Source organism: Winogradskyella pacifica, assembly GCF_003386275.1.
GTDB lineage: Bacteria > Bacteroidota > Bacteroidia > Flavobacteriales > Flavobacteriaceae > Winogradskyella > Winogradskyella pacifica.
On sequence record NZ_QREI01000011.1, the window covers coordinates 52,236 to 68,462 of the forward strand.

Consider the following 16,227-nt stretch of genomic DNA (forward strand, 5'->3'; position numbering starts at 1 on the left):
TAAATGTCTAGTGGTGCAGAACATAATTTACGTGCTAAGGCTGAGGCTAAAATTAGAGAAAGATCGCAAGCCATACAAAACCTTACTTTAGAGGAATCTAAATCATTGCTTCACGAATTAGAAGTGCATCAAGTAGAGTTAGAAATGCAAAATGAAGAGTTGCGAGAAGCGCAGCATAGGCTAGAGGAAGTCCGTGACCAATACACAGACTTATTTGATTTTGCACCAATTGGCTACTTAGTATTAAATGAAAAAGCGATTATAATAAATAGCAACCTCACAGCCTGTGATTTACTTGGTATAGAACGTTCTTATATTATCGGAAAACCATTTTCTGCATATATAACAAATGGCGAATCTCGAACATTATTCTTAAATCTTCGAAAAGCTTTTGAAACAGGTATATTACCTTCCTTCGAAATTAAAATGAAACACAAAAGTAAGGGAGAGTTTACAGTCTTACTTCAAGGCACAATCACAAAAAATAAAATATCAGAAAGTACCGTTTGCAGAGTGTCATTAATAGATGTTTCAGAGCTCAAAAAAGCCGAGATTTTACAATTACAACATAAAAGCTTACAAAAGGAAAAAGAAAAAATACAAGAATATCTTAATCTAGCTCCTGTCGTTTTTCTCTTGATAGATACAGAGTATAACGTGCAATTAATCAATAAAAAAGGGTGTGACCTTCTTGGATATAATAGTATAGAAATTTTAGGAAAAAATTGGTTAAACAATTTTATAAGTTTAGCAGATGGTAAAGGCTCAATTTTGTCGTATAAGTACATAAAGAATGAAAATGGATTGTTAAATCCAAATTTTGAAAGTTTCCTAAAGTGCAATAACAATAATATGCCTTTAATGTCTTGGACCAACTTAACATTGTTAGATGAGAATAAGAAATACATAGGTACTCTAATTGCTGGTGAAGATATTACCGAACGAAAGAAATTAGAATCGAGAAGACAAAAATACACTGAAGAATTAGAGGACATTGTAGCAGAGCGTACAAAGGAATTAAAAGAAGCATTACAACAAGAAAAAATTATTAATGAAATGAAAAGTGCTTTTGTATCTATGGCTTCGCATGAGTTTCGTACACCGCTTACTAGTATTCTTTCTTCAACTATTTTAATTGAAAAATATAACGAATTAAACGAGTCTACAAAAGTAAAACGACATGTTGATCGTATTAAATCATCCGTAAATCAACTAACAAATATTTTGAAGGACTTCCTCTCTATGGAAAAGCTAGAGCGTGGTATTGTAACAACTAGTAAGGAAAATTTTACCTTAAAAGTGCTTATTAAGGATATAATTGAAGATTTGCATTGGATGTTTAAAGAAAATCAAAAAATCAATTATGTAGAAAAAGGCTCAATAGAAGTTTTTATGGATAAAAAGATTTTGAGAAATATACTGATAAATCTAATTTCTAATGCTACAAAATATTCACAAACTGATATTCAAATAACAGCTTTCATAAAAAAGAATGTTTTATTTATAGAAATTGAGGATAGAGGTATAGGTATACCTGAAAATGAACAAAAGTATCTGTTTACAAAATTTTTTAGGGCTAAAAATGTGAGTAATATACAAGGAACAGGCCTTGGTTTAAGTATTGTAAAACATTATGTTAATTTATTAGAAGGCACTATTACTTTTATCAGTAAAATTGGCGAAGGCAGTACTTTTAAACTGGCATTTCCTTTATGTCCATAGAATTTAAATTGTGTTTTGAAGGCTAATTATAAAACATAAAATTTATTTTAATACGATATTATTTTTTGATGTCTAATAGAATCTTTTTGAAAATTAGTCCAATTATGTTTTCCTTCTAAAATGCCTTTGGTTTCCCAATCGCCATAGATTGTATTGGGTAATACAATGAATTTCTTGCCGAAAAAAGCTTTCAAACTATCTACATTTCTATTTCTTTCTATGGTAGAACGTTCCTCAAATACGTCTGAGAAATCAGATAAATTATCGCCAAGTAGTAATACAATTTCGTGGGTTTCTTGTACATGAAGTCTTCTTGGTTGTTTTCCACTAAGACTGTCTTTTAATAAAACATGTGATTCATCAGCAAAAGGAAACCCTATTATTTGTAGATTATCAATGGTTTCATTTTTTTGATTTATGGACCTATTAGAAATATAAAAAACTTCAATACTCTTACTTTTCGCGTAATTAAAAAAATCAAGAGCACCTGGTATTACTGCTGCTTTTTTCTTCTTTACCCATTCCGTCCATCTTAGGGTATTGTAGTCTTCATCTAATTCAACTTGTTTACCGCTATAAGGACTGTTATTCAACACCGTTTCATCAATATCTGTGACAATTGCTAGTGGCTTTTTTAAGTCCACTTTATTGGCAATTATATCATTTAATCGCATTTGAGCCAAATAAAAAGCCTGATACGTTAATGCACGATATTCTGCCGCATGTTGTTGCCATAAAACAGATTGTATGGAATACTCACGAATAGGGATATTTATATTTTCAGTGATTACTTTCTTTTGTTTATCTTGATTTACCGATAATTCATGAACTCTACATCCAAAAAATAAAGTCATTGCAAAAAAGGTAATTAGTATATTGTTTTTCATGTGTTTATATTTATTTGGTTTTTATACTTTACGCTATACCAGAAGAATTTTCAAAAAAATAAAATTAGTAACAGATAGTTTTATGAGCAATGATACTAATCAGTTTGGAATGATGTAGGTCATTGTGAATAAAGCGCTTTCTCTATAAATTTAGAGACTAAACTTTAAGATTATGGATACTAAAGAATGTATAGAACGGTTAGCAGAATTTTCTTCAGAAATACGTAAAATCACTCTTAAAAGACTCGAAGAAGTTCCTGAAGGATTTATAAATTGGCGACTAAATAACACGGCTATGAGTTTTGCTCATTTGGTAAAGCATATAATTGATGTGGATGAACTCTTCTTTAGCCTTTCAACAACCAATAAAAGAACCTTTAAATGGGAAATGGGTTCTGAAGAACCTCACTTAGATGTTGATGAAACTATATACAAGAGTTTGATTAAAACCTTAAAATCTAATGGTGAAAAACGAAACGTTATAATTTCTGAGTTTAATGCTACAACCATTAACCATTTAGTTCGTAATGAAAAAGAAGAAGAAATGACATTTTGGTGGTTTATTATGCGCAAGGTTTTAGAACACGAAACTTATCACAGAGGGCAAATTGCTGCTTACTTAAAAGTTTTAAAAGGTGAGTCTTCTCAACTTTAAAAAGCCTGTTTTTATTATATTTTAATAATATCCGTAGGTGTTTCTACCAATATGGTTATGTCGCCTCGCAATGCAATGGGTTGTTTCATGATTTCAGGATTGTTCCGTATCGTCTTTATCCAATCCACTGAAGAAAAATCATGATGCTCAAATTGCGATTTATAAGCTCGATGTTCTTGGTTCACTAAATCTTTTATTTCTATATGTAATCTATCAGCCAATTCTGCGATTTGTGTTCCTGTAAGAGGTGTTTTTAAAATGTCTATTTCTAGAATAGGTAATCCTTCGGCTTTGGCATATGCCAAAGTTTGTTTTGCTCTTACAGATTTAGAGCTGTAAAACAAGGTAATTTGTCTGTTTGATATTACAATCTCTCCCATAATTAAAATATTTTAGTATTATTCATATCTCAATGCATCAATAGGATTCAATTTTGCCGCTTTACGAGCAGGGAAATAGCCAAAGACGATTCCTATCAATGTTGCAAATCCAAAACCTATTAATATGGAATAGGCAGCAGTAGGTATGTAAAAGTTGGTTACTTTATAAATAATTTGATTGCCAATAACACCAAGAGCAACTCCTATAACACCACCTGCCAAACTCAATGCAACCGCTTCAATTAAAAATTGGGTAAGAATATCACTTTCTCTAGCACCAATAGCTAATCGTGTTCCTATTTCTCTTGTACGTTCGGTTACAGAAACAAGCATAATATTCATAATTCCAATACCACCAACAATTAGTGAAATACTGGCAACAGCTCCTAATAATAGCGTTAAAACTCCTGTTATATTACTTGTAATTTCTTGTAACTCAATTTGTGTCATAATTTCAAAATCATCTTCATCGTTCGCTTTAATTTTATGAGACTCACGAAGCAATTCTGTTGCTTCTATTTTTGCATCCACAATATGATCTTCACTTAAGGCACTTGCCAAAATCATATTATAACCTCTTTTTCGATTTCCAAATATTCTGTTTTGTATTGTTGTATATGGTGCCAATACTATATCGTCCATATCTTGTCCCATACCACCAGATCCTTCTTCTTTTAATAAACCCACAACAGTAAAGGGAACTTTGTCTATACGTATTTGCTTGCCAATAGGGTCTTGCCCAGGAAAAAGCTCTTCTCGTATAGTTTGCCCAATTACGCAGAATTTTTTTGCAGTTTTTACATCCTCATCACTAAAGAAACTACCTAATTGAATTTCTCTACTTGTGATATAAAAATAGTCGTAAGAAACGCCATAAACCATTGTAGATTTGTAACCATCTGGCCCAATAGCTTGTGCACCAATGGCTAGTAAAGGGGATAAGTTTGGCATATAAATGGCATTTTTTTGTAATATTTCAAAGTCTTTTTTATAAATAGGCTTACCCATTCTCACATTTATACCTGCCTTATGCTCAGATTTAGTCTGTATCATTAAGAGATTAGTTCCTAGGCCTGAAATTTGATTTTGAACCTGCTTTGTTGCACCTTCTCCTGCAGAAATGGTCATAATTACAGCAGCAACGCCAATAATAATACCCAACATAGTAAGAATACTACGTGTTCTATTTTTATTAATAGCCTGAAAAGCAACCTTTAATATTTTAAATGTCTGTTTCATGTGTTAATATTTATTATTTTTTAACGAGACACATGCTGTTCATTAATAATCATTAACTTATCTGTTAAAACCTTTAGTTAATTCGTTTCAGCTATTCTATAGGTTCTGCGGTTAACTCTAAATCATTTAATGCGCTTTCTTTAGTACTACGATCTTTAATGATTTCATCGGTTAGTATACGACCATCTCTCATATAAATCATGCGTTTTGCAAATTGGGCTATTTCTGGCTCGTGGGTAATCATTAAAATGGTTTTTCCTTCATTGTTAAGTCGCACAAATAAATCGGCTACCTCTATGCTGGTCTTACTATCTAGGTTTCCAGTAGCTTCATCGGAAAGAATGAGTGCAGGTTCATTAACTAGTGCTCTTGCAATTGCAACCCGTTGTTGTTGACCTCCAGAAAGCTCGTTGGTTTTATGGTAAATTCGGTCCTCAAGACCCACTTCTCCTAAAGCTTTTATTGCTAATTCTTTTGAGTTTGAAAACCGACCAGTTCTATCGTAAACAAGTGGTAATTCTACATTTTCTAATGCGGTTGTACGTGATAAAAGATTATAACTCTGAAAAATGAATCCTATTTTTTGATTTCGGATATCTGCTAGTTGGTTTTTACTCAACTTATTTACATGAACAGCATCCAAATAATAGTCTCCTGATGTTGGTTGGTCTAAACAACCCAAAATATTTAAAAAAGTTGATTTACCTGAACCTGATGCTCCCATAATAGCCACAAATTCTCCTTCTTCAATAACCAAATCAATATCAGTAAGCGCATGGACTTCTATATCTCCATTTTTGAAAACACGACTTATTTTTTTTGTTTCTATGACTTTTTTTAAAGGCATAACTATTTCTCTTTAGACTTGATACCATTAATGACTTTGATATTTTCTGATATTTCAGAACCATCAAGAAATCTTTTAATTTCAGATTGTAAACCAGTTTTAATTCCTATTTCTATAAATTTGAAATCTAGCGCTTCTTTTTCATTCTTATAAAAGAAGCCATCAATGTGGTTGGGTAAATTTTTCTTAAAATTTGTTGGTGTATATATTTCGGAATTATTTATTCCTTTATTGAATTTTTGTTTGAGTGAATCTGGAAGAATTCCATTTCCTTTTTCTTTCAGTAATGGCTTAATTTCTTCTAGCATGGCTTCGTTGGGTCTAAATCGTAATGCCGAATTATTTATTAAAAATACATCCTTTGCAGTTGCTGTAATAAATTCTAGATTAGCGGTCATGCCTGGTAACAGTAGTCCTTTCTTATTATCAACAGAAACGACAACTTGGTAATTAACCACATTATTTATTTCAATAGGCTGTAATCGTATTTGGTTTACAATGCCATAAAAGTCTTTTTCCGGATAGGTTTGTACTGTAAAACGTACTTGCATGCTATCTTTTATATAACCAATATCGCTTTCATCCACATCGGCTAGAATTTGCATTTTTGATAAATCTTCAGCAATAATAAACATGGTAGGTGTCGCAAAAGATGCTGCTACGGTTTGTCCTTCTTCAACACTACGTTCTGTAACGGTGCCACTTATAGGTGATGTAATATGTGCATAGCCAATGCTTACTTTTATGTTTTTTACAGAAGCCATTGCAGCTTTTTTTGCACTAACAGCTTGGTTGTATGCGTATTTTGAATTGGTGTACTCTTTATTTGAAATAACACCTTTATTATATAATTTTTTATTTCGTTCATATTCATCTTTAACCTGATTTAGTTGTGCTTGGCTAACAGCAACATTAGCCTCTGCGCTATTCAGATTAGTATTCAGTAATTTTAAATCCATTTCAGCTAAAACTTGTCCTGCATTAACCTTATCATTATAATCTACATAAATCTTTGTGATAGTTCCAGATATTTGAGTACCAATTTCAACGGTGTTTATGGCTTCTACCGTTCCTGTACTTGATACATCTGCCTCAATATTTCCTTTTTCTATAGCAGTATAAGTATAGTCTAGTTTTTTGCTGTTAAGCGTTGGCTTTAGAATAAAATAGCCGATTACAACGATAACTATAATTCCGAGTATGAGCCATTTTGACCTTTTCATTTTAATCTGTTTTCTGTACTAAAATTATCTCAAAATCTTAAGAAAAAATATGATTTGAATCAGTTTGCATAGAATCCTTAGTGTAAACATTAGTAAAACTATTAGGTATTTAAAAAATAAGCCTATTGAAAAATGTTTAATGATTTTGAGAGGTAAACTGCGAGCTAAAAAGTTATATTACTAATGAGATTTATTTATATATTACCATAAACAGGAACTATAAAGTTTCCGTTTAAAAAAGACTTTGGGTCAATATCACTTTGTAAAACAGTTCCTTTGTACCGAGATTCAAGTAACATTTGTGCGCACTGTATTATAGGTGTTGCAGTAGTTGTTTGGATAGCTCGTAATTGATGCTTGCCCACTTTTTGTGGTAAAATTTGCTTTGAAATTTCTCGTCTTCTTAATATGCTATTTTTGTCTTTACCTTGCACTGCAACATATAGTATGATTTGGTCATCTTCAATATGTGGAATTTGTTTTTCCATAATTTGCTGTAAGGCTTCAATAGGTTTTTCAAAAGTGGCTAAGTTATTAATTTGCTCTTGTATCCAAGGGTAGTGACCAGGATGTCTTAAGGTTTTATAGTCTAGTATATTGACTTTTCCGGCTAAAGCATCTGGTAAATTAGCAGCACCTCCAGATGTTAAATCGTCTTCATAAGTAATTCCATCAATTATTATTGTAGCTCTTTCGGTTAATGAAGGAAGTCTTGTTTTCTTGAAATCACGAATCACTTCTGCATCTTGTATATATTCTGTAGCAACACCAACAGGACTCCAAGTGAAGCCATAATAATGAGGGGCAACAGCATTTTTTGTAAGTGCGCCTACTTTAAATTCTAACTTGTCAACTTTATGTACTTGGTAGTCTTTACAGAATTCTAGAAAAAGATGGTTTGCCAATACATTAATATAGCCAGGTGCAAGACCTGATTGTAGCACAAAACCAGTGGTTGCATTTTTTGCTAATTTTATGATTTGTTGGGTTTCTGTAATATATTCGGTGAGGTTAGCATAATGCATATAATAATCTTTGGCATAACCTGCCATTTTTGGTGCTTGCGTTCCTGGTAGGCAATCTAGAATGATTTCTCCCTTATTAAATACACCTTTCATCTCTTTAGTAAGACCTTCTTCAGAAATATGAAAGGGTATCAAAATACAAGATTTGGTAATGCCATTTTCAATCCATTGGGCTAGTTTTTTTGCTTTAGAAAGTGTTCTATTGCCTATGTAAATTGTTGGCGGCACTTTACTCCATTCTGCAAGTATTAGTGCCACGGCCTGGGCAATGCCACCTGCTCCAGCTATTATAATAGTATGGTGTTTTTTCATGTGTTAATATCTTCTTTTTTAATTGTTATTTGAAGTTTAGTTAGAGCAACATGTATAATTTTGTAAGTGTTATTTTACCTTTTTTCGCTTTGTATTCTTAAAGCCAATCTTAGGTCTAGAATCTAGTTTCTTTTGTTCCAATTCCTCTTCTAGTTTTTTATATCTACTAATGTCTTTTATAGTTACAACTATAGCAACTATATGATTTTCATTATCAATTATGGGTCTGCCGCTTAATAAAACCCTGCGCATTTCATTGGTTTCTAAATTTTTTAATATTACATCTACGTTTTCTGTGATTTCGCCATTTAAAGCACGTTCTGCAGGAAGGTTTTGAGCCGGAAATATTTTTTTTTCGTCTGGAAACAGCACTTTAAAATGGTCAGAAAAATTTATAGAAATTTTAGAATCATCTTCTATTTCAAAAAGGGCGTTGGCAACATCGTTGGCTAATATTACTTCTTTGTTGGTATTTGCAACAAGTACTCCATCATTAACATTTTCAATAATCATATTTAATTGTTGTTGACTTTGATAAAGAGCATTTAATGTGTTTTCTTTTTCATCTTCAAGCTTTAGTTTTTCAGTAATATCTGTAACAATAGCGTATAATGTCCCTGTGGTTTTATCTGCTGCCGCATTCCATGACAACCATTTAACTGAGCCATCTTTGCATAACCAACGATTTTTAAAATTTATTAGGTTTGTTCCTTTTTTTAGTTTTTTTATTTCTTCTTCTGTAGAGGCAACGTCTTCTGGAAAAATAAAAGATTTATATGGTTTACTTAATAGCTCTTCATTGCTGTAACCTAACAGTTTACTTAAAGATGGGTTTGTTTTTATGAATTTATCTTGTGACGCAACAACCAAACTATCTATAGACATATTAAAAAAAGCATCGGCAGCTTTTAGGGATTCTGAGAGGTTTTTTCTTTCAGTTATATTTGTAGAAATGGTTCCGATAGCATACACACGGTTTGAAGTATCTTTTAAAGGGAACTTAACTGATAAAAAGGTATGCGCACCTTCCGGTGTTTCTATAAGTTCTTCCACTTGAATGTCTTTTCCTGCTTTAACAACATCCAAATCTGCACTTCTATATCTATCCGCAATGTCTTTTGGTAAAAAATCTGCATTTGTTTTTCCTATTAAATCTGCTTCTTTGTCTTCAAATAGGGATTGATATTGTTTGTTAACTAATAAGTATTCACCATTAATTTTTTTTACCGAAATAGCGTTTGTAGTGTTATCAATAATAGATTGTAGTAAGTTTTTATTTTTATGTAATTCTTGTTCAGACTGCATTTTTGCTTTAAGTTGTGCGTTCAGAATAAAAAAAACGGTGGTTAACATTCCTAGGGAAAGCACAATTAAAGACAATGATACCCAATGCCATAATTTACTGGTGGATAAGGGGAGTTGTCTCCAATAAATTAGTCCAAGTGCTATAATTACAATTATGTTAACCACATAGCCTATTAAAATTTTTCTTTCAATCGAGACTTTCATTTCCTTGTATTTAAGTTAGCAAATAGTAAACATTCTAATTTTTCTGGAATTGTTATAATTATTTTAGTATTTCTATTGTCAATTGTTTAATAGTGTTTTGTTAGTTGAAAATGCAGTTATTTTTATCTCTTAATAGAAATGATTTATAATTTTTAATGTTAAGAAGTAAAGATAGTATGGTTTCTTTTTTTAGTAAATGACCTAGGTCATTTACTAAGTAAGGTTAGGAATGTAAATTTGGTTTTTAATCAATAATAGTATTGACATGAAAACTATTTTATACGCTACTGATTATTCTGAAAACTCCGAATTAGCTTTAAAATTTGCTTACAATATGAGCATAAAATTAGAGGCTAAATTATTGGTTATTCACGTTTTTGATTATCCAACTTTTTTTGATGATATCACCTTAAATCCCGAAGCTCCGTTTCCTGATATTGAAGGCCATGCTTTTAAAATTCACAACAGAAAGCTTCATACGTTTTGTAACCGTGTTTTAAAAAAGGATATAGCCACTTTAAATATTACAATAGAGGCTATAGAGGATAGGTCTGTAGTAAATGGTATAGTAAACAAAGCGAATAATGTGGATGCTTTGTTTATAGTTACCGGAATGAAAGGCTCTAGTAAATTACGTGAATTGATTATGGGTAGTATCGCTAAAAAGCTAATTAAAAAAGCTCCTTGTCCTGTTTTAATAATTCCTAGTGATTCTGTAAAAATAGAAATTGAAACTATTGTATATGCAACAGATTTTGAAGAAGAAGATTTTGGTGCATTAGCTAAGTTAGCCGAAATAGCTAAACCTTTTAATGCTAAAATTAGTGTTGTTCATTTTTCGTCATCAGAAGAAACTGTTCTGAAAAAGCAAAAGGAAGAACTGAAAGAAAAACTACAAAAACATATTAATTATGATAATTTAAAGTTGGATATTTTATATGCAGATGATACTTTTAAAGCGCTAAAAAGTTACGCCAGAAATTCGAGCGCAGACCTAATAGCAATGCTAGAACGTGAGGATAAAGGAATAACCTCAAAGGTATTTCATCGTGATTTAGTAAAACGAATAGAATCTTATGGTAAAATACCTTTACTAAGCTTCAATGCAAAGAATTATGGAATATTTCATTTAGAATAAGAGATTAATTTAAATTATTTGAACGATGACAAGACGAATATATAGAATAGTAATTGTAATAGCCGTTGTATTATGGATTTGTATTTTTATTGTAAAAGACTCGTATTCAAATAGTTTTTTAATTATTGCTTCTTCACTAACATTTTTGGCGTTTAGTTTTGGTATTCATGGATTGATTGCATATTCTATTCATCCTCCTTCTACAAACGGTAAGTTGATTACATTTCCACTTTTAATGTGGGTGCTTTGGGCTGTAATGTTTTTGGTGTTTGTGTTTTTAATTATTCCTGTTTATTGTCCTGATTTTTTGATGGATATGTGATGAGGATTTTTAAAAATTGAAAATAATGTAACTTAATTATTAAGAATTATGAAAGCAACTATATATGTAATTATAATATTGATTTTAGTGAGTTGTTCATCTGTTAAGATGACAGATACTTGGGTTGATAAAGAGCTTATTATTTCTAAACCTAAAAAAGTGTTAGTTGTTGGATTGACAGATAATTTAACGGCAAGAAAAATTTTTGAAGAACAATTAAAAACAAAACTTAAAAATAGAGGTATTGAGGCTATTGAAAGCTATAATGTATTTAAACCAACGTTTACAAGTTTAAAGCAAACAGAAGAAGATATTCAAAATGAAATAGTAAAACTTACTAACGATGGTTTTGATGCAATATTGATATCAGCAGTTAAAGGTGTTGATGAAAAAGAATCATATAGTGGTGATAAATATATTGTGGATTATTATTGGCGAGGTTTTGGTCTTTATTATTTTCTATATCAAGATGTTTACCTTACTGAAGGTTATTATGAAAAATATAAAGTCTACCACATTGAATCTTCTTTGTATAATTTGAAAACAAAAGATGAAAAATCCTTGGTATGGGTAGCCTCTTATGATTTAGTAGATCCTAAAAAAATCAATTCTTCTGTTTCAAAATATGTAAAAGCCATAATAAACGCATTGGAGAAAGAACAAATTATACCTAATAAATTATAAAATAATATTAATTTGTTTAAGCTAAAACCATTATATCATTCTTAGAATAGGTATAAATATTGATGGTTTTTGTAGAGCAAGAGATTATTTTAAACTTATTGTTTTGTTATTTTTTGGTGTGTAATTATTTCTTTTTTAGGAAAACATAAAGAATTTCTCTATAAAAGTCCCTTGATTGGCTAAGTAATATGTTATCGTTACCGCTGATCTAGTTTAAAATACGACTGTGAGACACATTCTTCTCAACACTTTTGATGACAGATATGAGTATTGTATCATAATGTGCAGCCATTAATTTGTAGAGTTATGCTTCAATTTTGGCTTTTTCTTTTTTTAGTTCTGAAACGATCTCTTAAATACGGCAAAACTATACAAGGCGCTGACCTGTCTAGCGTTTAATTCTTCCTTAGTCCAAAATTGAAAGTTTTATTGATGTGTAAATTGATATTATACCTATGATCAAAATATTTTCAGGAACAAAGGCTATATGATTTAGATTTGTTCAAGGTTTTGTCAAAATAGTTTAATGTCAAAAAAAAATAACATAACTAATTAATAAACAACAAGTTTCTATAATAGCTCATTTTCGGTCCAACAGATGTCTATTTTTGTCGTCTTTCTTAATCTTTTTAACGATATCGAAAAGTTGGGTCTTGAGTGATTTGTATTCTTTTAAGAATTCTGTAATAGCAACGATCAAATCACTATGTTCTTTGGTATAAGCCTTCTCTTCTGCTAACTGATCAATTCCGTCGACCATAATATGCAACTCATTTTCATGAATTTTAACAGCCTCAATAAGCGTATTGTTTTGTTTTTGTGATCTGTTAATGGCATCAATAACCTCTTTGTTGCTAGAGAAGTTACCAAAGGCGATTAATTGCGATGTAAATTGTGTTACCAAATCTTCAAAGAATAAATGTTCATCTTTGATAAAATTCAATTCAGATAACCATTCTTTTGAAGCCTCATGCATTTCATCAGCATCTAACCATTCTGTATATTTTAATTTTGATATTTTCATAATAGTATTGATTAAAGAACAAAAGCAGATTGTAATCCCTCAAATCACTTTCTGTTTTCTTAGTTATACAAAACTTCAATTGCTTTTTTTTGCTTTAGTTTCCTCTTTTTTCTGAAGATTTAGTTTAAGTATACCATCTTTGTAAGTTGCTTTTACATTTTGGTCTGCATTAACTGACTATGGACGTTGCAGTGATCTTTTAAAAGTTATAACTAAATTCTTTACGAGTGTAGTCTTCTTGCGTTTCTTCAGTTTCTTTCTTTTACCACAAATATTTAGTATGTTTTCATTGATACTAACTTCAAAATCTTTTTTTGAAACACCAGATGCTACAAATTCAATTTCAAAGTCTTTTTCATGATCTTTCACATTCATTGCGGGCATTAAGCTATCTTCTTCAAAAAAGTGATTGTTGAAAAAAAACATCGTTACTTAAAAAACTTTTTAAGCAGTCATTATTCCAAGTGGGGAATAGTCTGTTTCTATTGTTAACTTTAATGAGTGACATAATTTTGAAATTTTAGATTAAACATTATTTATAACACTAAATTACATCACAAGACTGGTTGTTAAAATGATAATTATCAGTTTTACAGAAAAGTATAAGCTACTAATTAGGTGTTTTTAATCGTACTTTGTAAATACTAAAATAGCTGTGATTTAAAACTGCTTACCTCTGCTAAAAAATCATAAGACCCTTGTTCTAATCTATCTTACTTTTTTATTAAAAACACATCATACTCTAAATTATCGCATTCTATTTTATTTGAAATGTCATTAATGTGATCGGTTAAATCAGCTAGCAAGCTTTTAATTGTGTTTATATATAAATCAATTTTTTTATCATTGACCGTTAACGTTCCAAATAGATTCATAAGTTTAGATTTAAAAATGTTCGTTTCAAATAAGAATTTACAGAACCTCAATTAGTCACGGAATTCATTTAGCCTGAATTTGTACAGGTCAATATCAATATTCTTGTCATTATTAAAACTAATTTACTCTATATGTGCTGCCATGATTATTTTGATTAAATTTGTTCTTTAATTACATCTGTTAATTTTGGAATCTTGGCATTCCAATTGTAGGTATCTTTCAATTTCATTCTAAAAGAATCTAACGCGGTTGGTTCGCCGTGAATTAAGTATATATTTTCTGGTACGTTTTTAATATTACTAACCCAATCCAATAAATCTTGCTGGTCTGCATGAGCCGATAAGCTCTCAATATTTTTTATGGTAGCTTTTACCTGATAATATTTTCCGAAAAATCGAATTTCGTGTGCTCCTTCTTTTAATTGTCTACCTCTAGTTCCTTCGGCTTGATAACCAACTAATAAAACGGTAGTCGATGGCTGATCAATAAGTTGTTGTAAATAGGTTAAAACTCGCCCTCCTGTAACCATACCACTTCCTGCAATTATGATTTTAGATCGTTTATCGTCAATGGTTTCCCAAGTTTCTTTATAAGATTGAATAATATTAACATGGTCACACATGGCTGCATAATCTTGAGTAGATAATTTATGCCATTTTGGAAAGCGTTTAAAAACATCCAATACATTGTTACCCATGGGACTATCAACAAAAATTGGAATATTAGGAATTCTATTTTTTTGATATAATTTCCACAGAATAAACATGAGCATTTGTAATCGCTCTACAGCAAAGCTTGGTATAATGAGATTTCCCTTTTTATGTATCGTTTCTAAGATGATTTCCGTTAGTATATCATCTATATTTTCTGTAGGATGTAGTTTGTTACCATAAGTACTTTCAATGAACAAAAAATCTGCCCACTCAGGTTTTTTAGGATCGTCTAATAAATAATCATTTCTTCTACCTATATCTCCAGAAAAGACAAATCGCTTTGCGTTAATGTCCACTTCTATAAAAGTTGCACCTATGATATGACCATTATACTGAAAACGGAAAGCGATATGTTCTGATAACTGAATCCATTTATTTTCAATTTCAATTTCAAATTGTTTTATCGTGTTTTCAGCATCCTTAATTGTATAAAATGGCAAAGCAGGATTATGTTTGGTGTAATTTACCTTATTTGCTTTACTCGCTTCTTCCTCATGTATTTTAGCACTATCCTTTAATATAATTTCTGCGATTGCCAAAGTTGGTGCTGTGCCCTTAATTTTTCCTTTGAAGCCTTGTTTTAGTAAACGCGGTAAATAACCAACATGATCTAAGTGACCATGAGTTAATAATACCACATCAATAGAGGTTACATCTAGAGGAAGGTCTTTCCAATTCAGTTCTCGAAGTTCTTTTAACCCTTGAAACATGCCACAATCTATAATGATGTTTTTTTCTGAAGTTTCAATTAAAAATTTTGAACCTGTAACAACTCCTGCTGCTCCTAAAAAATTAATTTTTACAAATTTTTCCATTTTAATATTTGATTAGCTACATAAATGTGAAATCTCATCAAGAATTTTCTTTTTTCTTGTCTCTGAAATGCCAAGGTGATCTAAATAAAACTTATCGTTAATTAAATCTCGGCAAAGCACAACAGACCTACTCAAAAGAAATTGTTTTTCACGTTGCGAAAGCAATGTAGAAACGGTTACTGGGTATAAACCTAAGCGATCAATTCTATCTTTTAAACCATTATTTAAAGGGTAATCCCAGCTTAATAAGTACAATCCACAGCAATTACCATATTGTATAGCATCTTTAGTAAATCGAGTATTAGTAACTACCCAACCTTGATTGAGTGAGTTACCTTTTTTCTTTAGCTTATGCCAATTCTCTTTAATATCTTGATACCTTGAATTGATATATAAAGGAATTTTGACATTACAATTAAGACCTGGGTCACTATGAAATTTACATTCTATTATAGTTGCTTCAGAATTTTTACGTGCTATAACATCAATTTCATGAGACACACATTTTCCTTGTAAAATAGTTCCAACTTCAGTTTTGTAACCGGAATATTTTAAAGCAGCACTTACAAAACGCTCAAAAGGAAAACCCGTTGGTCCTAACTCGTAAATTGCTTTTTTAAGTTTATATTTTGAAGCGAAATAGCTTTTGTTTTTTTTAAGTAAAGCAAATGCTCTGTTGTAAATCTCTTTAGTTGATATGCCTTGGTAGAGTTCATCACGAACTTTATCTAATATCTGATTTACAACCTGTTCGTCTGCACCAGATTTGTTTAGTGATGTGCGCAACTTATCTAATGAAAATTTTACTTTTTCACCAGAGGATTTGATAATATCTATATCTGAAATATTCATATCA

General features: G+C 30.8%; 15 protein-coding genes and 1 pseudogene. 5 read left to right on the forward strand and 11 right to left on the reverse strand.

Features of this window, described 5'->3' with window-relative positions:
• The first annotated feature begins 3 nt into the window (after positions 1–3).
• Positions 4–1,722, forward strand: a complete 1,719-nt coding sequence (locus tag DFQ09_RS17635; protein ID WP_115812753.1) for a sensor histidine kinase — start codon at positions 4–6, stop codon at positions 1,720–1,722.
• 47 nt (positions 1,723–1,769) lie between these two features.
• On the opposite strand, the gene DFQ09_RS17640 is transcribed toward DFQ09_RS17635, so the two are convergent.
• Positions 1,770–2,609 carry a 5'-nucleotidase, lipoprotein e(P4) family gene (locus DFQ09_RS17640; protein WP_115812755.1) on the reverse strand — a complete coding sequence of 280 codons (840 nt, stop codon included), beginning with the start codon at positions 2,607–2,609 and terminating at the stop codon, positions 1,770–1,772.
• Positions 2,610–2,781: 172 nt separating this feature from the next.
• On the opposite strand from DFQ09_RS17640, the gene DFQ09_RS17645 reads away from it, so the two are divergent.
• Positions 2,782–3,264, forward strand: a complete 483-nt coding sequence (locus DFQ09_RS17645; RefSeq protein WP_115812757.1) for a DinB family protein — start codon at positions 2,782–2,784, stop codon at positions 3,262–3,264.
• 14 nt (positions 3,265–3,278) lie between these two features.
• Here the strand turns inward: DFQ09_RS17645 and DFQ09_RS17650 are convergent, their stop codons facing one another.
• From DFQ09_RS17650 to DFQ09_RS17675, 6 genes are all read right to left on the reverse strand, one after another.
• Positions 3,279–3,644: an arsenate reductase family protein gene (locus tag DFQ09_RS17650; RefSeq protein ID WP_115812759.1), complete on the reverse strand. Its 366-nt coding sequence runs from the start codon at positions 3,642–3,644 to the stop codon at positions 3,279–3,281.
• An 18-nt stretch (positions 3,645–3,662) separates the two neighbouring features.
• Positions 3,663–4,883: an ABC transporter permease gene (locus DFQ09_RS17655; RefSeq protein ID WP_115812761.1), complete on the reverse strand. Its 1,221-nt coding sequence runs from the start codon at positions 4,881–4,883 to the stop codon at positions 3,663–3,665.
• 91 nt (positions 4,884–4,974) lie between these two features.
• Positions 4,975–5,730, reverse strand: a complete 756-nt coding sequence (locus tag DFQ09_RS17660; protein WP_115812763.1) for an ABC transporter ATP-binding protein — start codon at positions 5,728–5,730, stop codon at positions 4,975–4,977.
• Between the two features lie 2 nt (positions 5,731–5,732).
• The gene (locus tag DFQ09_RS17665; RefSeq protein ID WP_115812766.1) at positions 5,733–6,953 is read right to left on the reverse strand and encodes an efflux RND transporter periplasmic adaptor subunit; all 1,221 of its coding nucleotides are present in this window, start codon (positions 6,951–6,953) and stop codon (positions 5,733–5,735) included.
• A 194-nt stretch (positions 6,954–7,147) separates the two neighbouring features.
• Entirely contained in the window at positions 7,148–8,290 is a 1,143-nt protein-coding gene (locus tag DFQ09_RS17670; protein WP_115812769.1) for a saccharopine dehydrogenase family protein, read from the reverse strand.
• Positions 8,291–8,359: 69 nt separating this feature from the next.
• Entirely contained in the window at positions 8,360–9,799 is a 1,440-nt protein-coding gene (locus DFQ09_RS17675) for a PAS domain-containing protein (RefSeq protein ID WP_115812771.1), read from the reverse strand.
• 265 nt (positions 9,800–10,064) lie between these two features.
• On the opposite strand from DFQ09_RS17675, the gene DFQ09_RS17680 reads away from it, so the two are divergent.
• From DFQ09_RS17680 to DFQ09_RS17690, 3 genes are read left to right on the forward strand one after another with little or no spacing between them, the layout of a single operon-like run.
• Complete coding sequence (locus DFQ09_RS17680; protein WP_115812773.1) at positions 10,065–10,937, forward strand: universal stress protein; 873 nt, start codon at positions 10,065–10,067, stop codon at positions 10,935–10,937.
• Positions 10,938–10,962: 25 nt separating this feature from the next.
• Positions 10,963–11,259, forward strand: coding sequence for a hypothetical protein (locus DFQ09_RS17685; RefSeq protein ID WP_115812775.1), 297 nt, complete (start codon positions 10,963–10,965; stop codon positions 11,257–11,259).
• A gap of 48 nt (positions 11,260–11,307) precedes the next feature.
• Positions 11,308–11,943, forward strand: a complete 636-nt coding sequence (locus DFQ09_RS17690) for a hypothetical protein (RefSeq protein WP_139181093.1) — start codon at positions 11,308–11,310, stop codon at positions 11,941–11,943.
• 580 nt (positions 11,944–12,523) lie between these two features.
• On the opposite strand, the gene DFQ09_RS17695 is transcribed toward DFQ09_RS17690, so the two are convergent.
• From DFQ09_RS17695 to DFQ09_RS17710, 4 genes and pseudogenes are all read right to left on the reverse strand, one after another.
• A complete protein-coding gene (locus DFQ09_RS17695) occupies positions 12,524–12,967 on the reverse strand; it encodes a hypothetical protein (protein ID WP_115812777.1) in 444 nt (147 codons plus the stop codon).
• A gap of 75 nt (positions 12,968–13,042) precedes the next feature.
• Positions 13,043–13,393: pseudogene (locus tag DFQ09_RS19005) on the reverse strand (Hsp20/alpha crystallin family protein).
• 604 nt (positions 13,394–13,997) lie between these two features.
• Positions 13,998–15,371 (reverse strand): MBL fold metallo-hydrolase RNA specificity domain-containing protein, encoded by a 1,374-nt coding sequence (locus DFQ09_RS17705; protein WP_115812781.1) that lies wholly within the window; start codon positions 15,369–15,371, stop codon positions 13,998–14,000.
• A gap of 12 nt (positions 15,372–15,383) precedes the next feature.
• The gene (locus DFQ09_RS17710; RefSeq protein ID WP_115812783.1) at positions 15,384–16,223 is read right to left on the reverse strand and encodes an ATP cone domain-containing protein; all 840 of its coding nucleotides are present in this window, start codon (positions 16,221–16,223) and stop codon (positions 15,384–15,386) included.
• Between the last annotated feature and the right edge of the window lie 4 nt (positions 16,224–16,227).

Coding starts and splice junctions, on each gene's coding strand:
- DFQ09_RS17635 (WP_115812753.1), top strand. CDS start 4: ATGTCTAGTGGTGCAGAACATAATTTACGTGCTAAGGCTGAGGCTAAA.
- DFQ09_RS17650 (WP_115812759.1), bottom strand. CDS start 3,644: ATGGGAGAGATTGTAATATCAAACAGACAAATTACCTTGTTTTACAGC.
- DFQ09_RS17655 (WP_115812761.1), bottom strand. CDS start 4,883: ATGAAACAGACATTTAAAATATTAAAGGTTGCTTTTCAGGCTATTAAT.
- DFQ09_RS17705 (WP_115812781.1), bottom strand. CDS start 15,371: ATGGAAAAATTTGTAAAAATTAATTTTTTAGGAGCAGCAGGAGTTGTT.
- DFQ09_RS17690 (WP_139181093.1), top strand. CDS start 11,308: ATGAAAGCAACTATATATGTAATTATAATATTGATTTTAGTGAGTTGT.
- DFQ09_RS17670 (WP_115812769.1), bottom strand. CDS start 8,290: ATGAAAAAACACCATACTATTATAATAGCTGGAGCAGGTGGCATTGCC.
- DFQ09_RS17660 (WP_115812763.1), bottom strand. CDS start 5,730: ATGCCTTTAAAAAAAGTCATAGAAACAAAAAAAATAAGTCGTGTTTTC.
- DFQ09_RS17680 (WP_115812773.1), top strand. CDS start 10,065: ATGAAAACTATTTTATACGCTACTGATTATTCTGAAAACTCCGAATTA.
- DFQ09_RS17695 (WP_115812777.1), bottom strand. CDS start 12,967: ATGAAAATATCAAAATTAAAATATACAGAATGGTTAGATGCTGATGAA.
- DFQ09_RS17675 (WP_115812771.1), bottom strand. CDS start 9,799: ATGAAAGTCTCGATTGAAAGAAAAATTTTAATAGGCTATGTGGTTAAC.
- DFQ09_RS17665 (WP_115812766.1), bottom strand. CDS start 6,953: ATGAAAAGGTCAAAATGGCTCATACTCGGAATTATAGTTATCGTTGTA.
- DFQ09_RS17640 (WP_115812755.1), bottom strand. CDS start 2,609: ATGAAAAACAATATACTAATTACCTTTTTTGCAATGACTTTATTTTTT.
- DFQ09_RS17645 (WP_115812757.1), top strand. CDS start 2,782: ATGGATACTAAAGAATGTATAGAACGGTTAGCAGAATTTTCTTCAGAA.
- DFQ09_RS17685 (WP_115812775.1), top strand. CDS start 10,963: ATGACAAGACGAATATATAGAATAGTAATTGTAATAGCCGTTGTATTA.
- DFQ09_RS17710 (WP_115812783.1), bottom strand. CDS start 16,223: ATGAATATTTCAGATATAGATATTATCAAATCCTCTGGTGAAAAAGTA.